4 protein-coding genes and 1 pseudogene are annotated in these 6,475 nt (G+C 63.8%); 3 read left to right on the plus strand and 2 right to left on the minus strand.

All coding sequences use genetic code 11. The features are described 5' to 3' along the window. Positions 1–2,952: pseudogene (locus tag EOA60_RS13850) on the minus strand (kinesin); the annotation flags it as partial. Between the two features lie 292 nt (positions 2,953–3,244). Here EOA60_RS13850 and EOA60_RS13855 point away from each other — a divergent pair. The 3 genes from EOA60_RS13855 (at position 3,245) to EOA60_RS13865 (ending at position 5,167) form a co-directional block, all read left to right on the plus strand. Then, positions 3,245–3,613, plus strand: a complete 369-nt coding sequence (locus EOA60_RS13855; RefSeq protein WP_095825305.1) for an Hpt domain-containing protein — start codon at positions 3,245–3,247, stop codon at positions 3,611–3,613. 108 nt (positions 3,614–3,721) lie between these two features. Then, positions 3,722–4,042 carry a 2Fe-2S iron-sulfur cluster-binding protein gene (locus EOA60_RS13860; protein ID WP_066992377.1) on the plus strand — a complete coding sequence of 107 codons (321 nt, stop codon included), beginning with the start codon at positions 3,722–3,724 and terminating at the stop codon, positions 4,040–4,042. A 93-nt stretch (positions 4,043–4,135) separates the two neighbouring features. Then, positions 4,136–5,167 carry an NAD(P)/FAD-dependent oxidoreductase gene (locus EOA60_RS13865; protein ID WP_067319714.1) on the plus strand — a complete coding sequence of 344 codons (1,032 nt, stop codon included), beginning with the start codon at positions 4,136–4,138 and terminating at the stop codon, positions 5,165–5,167. 5 nt (positions 5,168–5,172) lie between these two features. Here EOA60_RS13865 and EOA60_RS13870 read toward each other — a convergent pair. Further along, positions 5,173–6,475, minus strand: a 1,303-nt coding sequence (locus tag EOA60_RS13870; RefSeq protein ID WP_128311497.1) for an MDR family MFS transporter, incomplete at its 5' end; no start/stop codon positions are given.

Genomic DNA, 6,475 nt, shown 5'->3' on the forward strand with positions numbered 1-6,475 from the left:
CACCTGGCCAGCGACCAGACCATCGATCGAGGACCGGCTTTCGGCCAGCTTGGCGAGATCGTCCTCCAACGCCTTGGACAGCGTCCAGCGGTCCTGGACCAGCCTGTCGGCGTGGGTCTGCATGAGGCCGCTGGCATTGGCCATGTCGGCATCCAGGACGCGCGACAGCTCGGCGCGATGGTCGGCGATCTTCTGCGAATGATCGACGATCGCGCCCTGGATGGTGTTGAGGTCCGCTTCCAGCGCGCGTTTGAGGATATCGCGGCCCTCGGCAAGCTTCTCGACCTGGCCGGCCACCAAGCCGTCGATGCTGGAACGGCTCTCGGCCAGCTTGGCCAGATCGTCCTCGAGCGACTTCGACAGCACGGCGCGGTCCTGGACGAGCCTGTTCTGGTGATCGGAGATTGCGCCGCCGACGGTCTGCAGGTCGGCCTCCAGGGCCTGCGACAGCTGAGCGCGTTCCTCCTGCACCTTCTCGGAGTGTCCCGCAATGGCACCCCTGATGGTGTTGATGTCGGCTTCCAGGGCACGCTTCAAGATATCGCGGCCTTCGGCGAGCTTCTCGACCTGGCCGGCGACCAGGCCGTCGATCGAGGCGCGGCTCTCGGCCAACTTGGCGAGATCGGATTCGAGCGTCTGGGACAGCAGGCTGCGGTCCTCGACAAGCCTGCCGGCGTGGCTGTCGATCAGGCTTCGGATTCCGCTCAGGTCGCCCTCCAGCGCGCGGCTGAGTTCACCCCTGTCCTCCGCGAGCTTGGCCGAATGGGTCTCGATCAGGTCCCTTATCCCGGCGATGTCGGTCTCCAGCGCCTTGGCGAGCACGGCGCGGCCCTCGGCGATCTTCTCGACCTGGCCGGCGACCAGGCCGTCGATCGAGGCGCGGCTGTCCGCCAGTTTGCCGAGATCGGCTTCCAGCGCGCGCGCCAGAATGTTGCGGCCCTCGGCCAGCTTGCCGACATGTCCAGCGACCATTTCGTCAATTATGGTGCGGGCTTGCACGAGTTTGCCGGAGTCTTCGTTCAGCGCCTGGGAGAGGCGGTTGCGACTCTCTTGGAGTTGCTCAAGATGGGCGCCGAGCGAGGCGTCGATGGCCGCGTGGGACTCGTTGACCTTGCGCAGGTCCTCTTCCAGCGCGCGAGAGATAAGGCTGCGGCCCTCGGCCAGTTTTTGGACCTGACTGGCCACGGCCTCATCGATGCCGGCGCGACTCTCGGCGAATTTCGCGAGGTCCTCCTGCATGGCGGCGGCCATACGGTTGCTGCTGTCGGAGAGCTTCCGGCTGTGGTCTTCGATGGCTTCGTCAATGCCGGCGCGAGCATCGGCGAGGCGCTGGATGTCGGAGTCGAAGGCGCGCGACACGACATGGCGGGCCGCCTCCATGCGTCCGGCGAAATCCGTGGCGCGGGCTTCGAGCATGGAAGAGGTCGATGAGATGATGTCGGCCATGTCGGCACCGATCTGGGTCTTGCCCTGATCGATCATCGACGACAGCTGGTCCTTGCTCTCGGCGAAGGTGTTGGCGATCTCGCGCGCACGTTCGACCAGAGTTTCGTTGATCTGGCGGGCACGCGCTTCGAGCGCGGCATTGAGCTTCTGGGTGCCGGTGTCGAGTGCTTCGGCGCGGGTCTGGAACTCGCTGATCAGCGCCTGGCCGCGCTCGGCCAGCGTCCGCTCGATGCCGCTGAGGCTTGCTTCGAACTCGGAGTTCAGTGTGCGGGCGGCGCCGCCGCGCAGCGAACCCATGCCGTTGGTGCGATCGTCAAGAAGATCGGTCAGCGAACGGGTAAGGCCGTCCGTGGTGTCGGTCAGCTTGGCGATGCGGGTGTCGAGCAGGCTGGCGAAGGCCTCGCCCGAGGTCGACAGGCGGTCGGTGATCGTGTCGAGCCGGGTTTCCACCGAGTCGAAGATCGACAGCGAGCTCTCATTGATGCGATCGATCAGCGTGTCACCCGAATTGTTGATCGTCATCGACAGCTTGGTCGAGGCATTGAGGATCGAATCGCGGATGATATCGCTGGCGGCACCGATCTCGTCGCGCAGCGTCTCGTGCGCGCCGTGGATCGAAGCGCGCACGCGCTCGGCATGGCTAACGACAGCTTCGCGCTCGCTACCCAGCCCGTCGACCAGCGAGCGGATACGCGCTTCGTTCTCGGAATAGGAGCGCTCGATCTGGTTGACTTCGCTGTGGACGAGGGTTTCGAGCTCGACGGCGCGGGCCAAAGTGCGTTCGATGCCTTCACCCATGGCGGCGACCTCGCGGCGAACGGCCTGACCGATCATCATGACGCGGTCTTGGGCAAGGTTTTCCGGCTCGGCGAGGCGGAAGGCCACTTCGGTCATGGATTGCGCGGCGATGCGCATTTCCTGCGCGCGCCGGATCATGGCGGCGAAGGCCCAGAACAGGATGACTGGGATAATCGCCGCGACCGCCAGGCCGATCAGCTCGGGGCGGGCGAAGAACTGGTCGAGAGTGCGGATCTGCCAGATGCTCGGCCCGAACAGCAGGTTGGCGAGGCCGCCGGCGCCCGCGATCCAGGCGAGTGAAATGAACGCGATCACCCAGTAAACGGTGCTCGAAGCGCGCCGGTTGAGGCCATGCAGAAGCGTCCGGTAATCCTTTTGGCGATCGTCATTGGCCGGCGTGAAACCGGCGGGAGCCGGCGTAAAACCGTTCGGTTGCGAGGCGCGCGATTCGAGCGGGCGCAGTTCCGCCGGCTTCGGCTGGGGCGCCGCCTTCGCGGCCTGAGGCTCATTTGCCGGCTCGATTCTATGGCTGCGGCCTTCGCGCGCCAGTTCATCCGCGGCCGCCGAAATCTGGGCCTCGAGATCTTCCATCGACGCCGCCATGTCGAGCCCGCCTTCGTCGCCGTTCAGGTCAAGGTCAAGCGCCTTTTCCAGTTCCGCGGCCACGTCGCTCTCGAGAGATTTGGTCGTCGTCGGTTTCTTAGCCATGCCTTCGCTACCCTGTACTAGCTGCCGCGGGACTTATGATTTTGGCCTGATTCTGGCTTGTCTGGTCCCAGACAGGAGGCTGAAAATGGACGTTCGTATCGTAATGACACACACGGGTAAAGAAAACATGCATTCCCGGCGATACGTAAAACTTTAAATATAAGGTTAACGGAGGCGTGATTTGGCTGCCTCCGTGACAACATTTTTTCCCGGCAATCGTTAACCCGTTGGCGACGGGAATCCGCCTATTTTTGGGCCGCCGGCCGGGCCCCTTCTTGGAGTAGCAGTGCGTATGCGTGGCGAGATTGGTATTGCGTTTTCCATGCCCGGCGGCGACGTGTCGGGAACGGCAGGTTCGCGACCTGTGGATATGGCCCACCTGGCGCGGCAGACGATGGATGATCGCGCGCTCGAACAGGAGGTGCTGGCGCTGTTCGTGCAGCAGGCGCTTTCGGTGCGCGAAAAGATCGTCGATGCCGATGCCAAGGAACGGGTGCTCCTTGCACACGGCCTGAAAGGCTCGGCCCGCGGCATCGGCGCCTTTGCCGTCGCCGAATGCGCTGCAGCCATTGAAAAGCAGCCTGAGGATGGTCGCATCCTGAGGAAGCTGGGCGGGCTGATCGATGAAGTGCGGGACTTCATCGCCGCCATCAGCCGGTAGGTCCTCCAGGGAGCACATCCAGAAAAAACGTCATGCGGTGGCGCTTTCGCGCCGCAGTTGACTTGTCCGGCGGAGTGATTATCTCGGCTGCGACTCCTCAGGTGACAAATGGCCAAGCTGACTTACATCGCCAATGACGGTACTCAATTCGACGTGGAGGCCGAGAACGGCTCGACCGTCATGGAAAACGCGATCCGCAACGCGGTGCCCGGCATCGAGGCCGAATGCGGCGGCGCCTGCGCCTGCGCGACCTGTCATGTCTATGTCGACGAGGCCTGGACGGGTGAGGTCGGCGAGCCGGAAGCGATGGAGGAGGACATGCTGGACTTCGCCTACGACGTCCGGCCCAACTCGCGCCTGTCCTGCCAGATCAAGGTGCGCGACGCGCTCGACGGGCTGGTCGTGCGCGTTCCCGAACGGCAGGGCTGAACCAAGTCTCCATTTCCAATTTTGCCGTGGCTGCTTGGCAGCGGGCCAATGCTCATGCACTGTCGCCAGCATTCCCAAAATGGGGCGGAGCTGATGACGGACACGATCAAGACGGACGTACTCATTGTCGGGGCAGGGCCGGTCGGCCTATTCGCCGTGTTCGAACTCGGGCTCTTCGACATGAAGTGCCATCTCATCGACATCCTCGACCGTCCCGGCGGGCAATGCGCCGAACTCTATCCGGAAAAGCCGATCTACGACATTCCCGGCTGGCCGATGATCACTGCGCAGGGTCTGGTCGACAAGCTGCTCGAACAGATCCATCCCTTCAAGCCGGACTTCACTTTCAACCGGATGGTCTCAAGCCTCGAAAAGCTCGAGGACGGCAGCTTCCGCGTCACCACGGACGAGGCTGAGGTGTTCGAAGCCAAGGTGGTGGTGATCGCCGCGGGCGGCGGCTCGTTCCAGCCCAAGCGACCGCCCATCCCGGGCATCGAGAGCTACGAAGGCAAGAGCGTGTTCTACTCGGTCCGGCGCATGGAAGATTTCCGCGGCCACGATCTCGTCATCGTCGGAGGCGGCGATTCGGCGCTCGACTGGACGCTCAACCTGCAGCCGATCGCCAAAAGCGTGACACTTGTCCACCGGCGTCCGGAATTCCGGGCTGCGCCCGACAGCGTCAACAAGATGTACGCCATGCAGGAGATGAAAGAGCTGGAATTCCTGGTCGGTCAGGTGAGCGGGCTCGCAGGCGCCGACGGCCAACTCTCGTCCGCCACCATCAAGGGTGGCCCGGATGGCGACATCGAGGTGCCATGTACGCGCATGCTGCCGTTCTTCGGCCTCACCATGAAACTCGGGCCGATCGCCGAATGGGGGCTGAACCTGCATGAGAACCTCATCCCGGTCGACACCGAGAAATTCCAGACGTCGGTTCCCGGCATCTTCGCCATCGGCGACATCAACTGGTATCCGGGCAAGCTGAAGCTGATCCTCTCAGGTTTCCATGAGGTCGCCCTGATGGCGCAGGCCGCAAAACGCATCGTCAGCCCGGGCGAGCGCATCGTCTTCCAGTACACGACCTCGTCGACCAGCCTGCAAAAGAAGCTCGGCGTCCACGATTGACGTGATCATTCGGCGAGCACGGGCGCTGCGTGCTCGTCCTTGCCGCGCAGCGGCTTTTCCGGCATCAGCGCCAGCGCGGTCAATGCCAGAACAAGAGTGATGCCGGCGGTGAGGAAGATCATCACGAACGGCATTGCCGATGTCAGCTCGATATGCGTCTGCGAGCCCTCGGCGGCGAGCGGCAGGCCGTAGCCGAGCGCGACGGCGCCGAGCAGGGCGACGCCAAGCGCGCCGCCCAGTGTGCGCAGGAAGGTCAGGACGCCGGTCGCGACACCGAGATGGGCGCGATCGACCGCGTTCTGTACCGAGACGGTGCTGACCGGGAAGGTCGTGCCACTGCCGAGGCCAATGAGGGTCGTCAGGATTTCGACTTCGAGCAGCGACGCGTGTGTCGCAATGGCACTCAGCACCCCGATGCACGCGATCGCCAAACTGACGCCGACCATGGCAATGCGCTTGTAGTGGACGAAGCGCGGGATCATGCGGCCGCTGAAAGTGGCACCGGCAACGGTGCCGAGCAGGAGACCCAGCATGGCGATGCCGGATTCACTGACCGAGAGCCCGACGACCGATTGCAGATAGACCGGCAGGTAAACCGACGCCCCGATATTTGCCGCCTGCAGCAGGAACATCGACAACGTGCCGGCGAGCACGATCCGGTTGCCCAGCACCTCGAGCGAGATCAAAGGCTCACTGGCCCTCAGCAGCCGCAGCGCGAACAATGCCCAGAACGAGGCCGAGAAGGAAAAAAGAAAAAGGATTTGAGGCGAGAACCATGGATAGGTGCTGCCACCCCAGTTGAGCGCCAGAAGCAGCAGCGCCGTGGCGATCACCAAGAGCACTGCGCCCAGCCCGTCGATGCGGTGATGTTTGGCCGCGATCGGCAACTTCTTCAGCGGATTGTTGATGATGGCCATCGCCAGGAAGCCGATCGGCAGGTTGATCCAGAAAATCAACGACCAGTGGAGATGCTCTGCGAAGACACCGCCAAGCAGCGGGCCGGCGACGCTGGCCACCGCCCAGGTGCCGGAGATCCATGCGGCGTAGCGGGCCCGCTCGCGTGGCGGCACCAGATCGCCGATGACGGTTTGCGTCAGCGCGAAAAGGCCGCCGCCGCCGGCCCCCTGGATCGCCCGGCCGATGACCAGCACCAGCATGTCGGGGGCAAGGGCGCTGACCAGCGATCCCAAAAGAAAGATCAGGATGGCGGCGTAGATGACCGGCCGGCGGCCGTAGACGTCGGAAATCTTGCCGTAGAGCGGCGCCATCGCAGTGGCCGTCAGCAGATAGCCGGTCACGATCCAGGGC

The organism is Mesorhizobium sp. M1A.F.Ca.IN.020.06.1.1 (genome assembly GCF_004023265.1).
Lineage (GTDB): Bacteria > Pseudomonadota > Alphaproteobacteria > Rhizobiales > Rhizobiaceae > Mesorhizobium.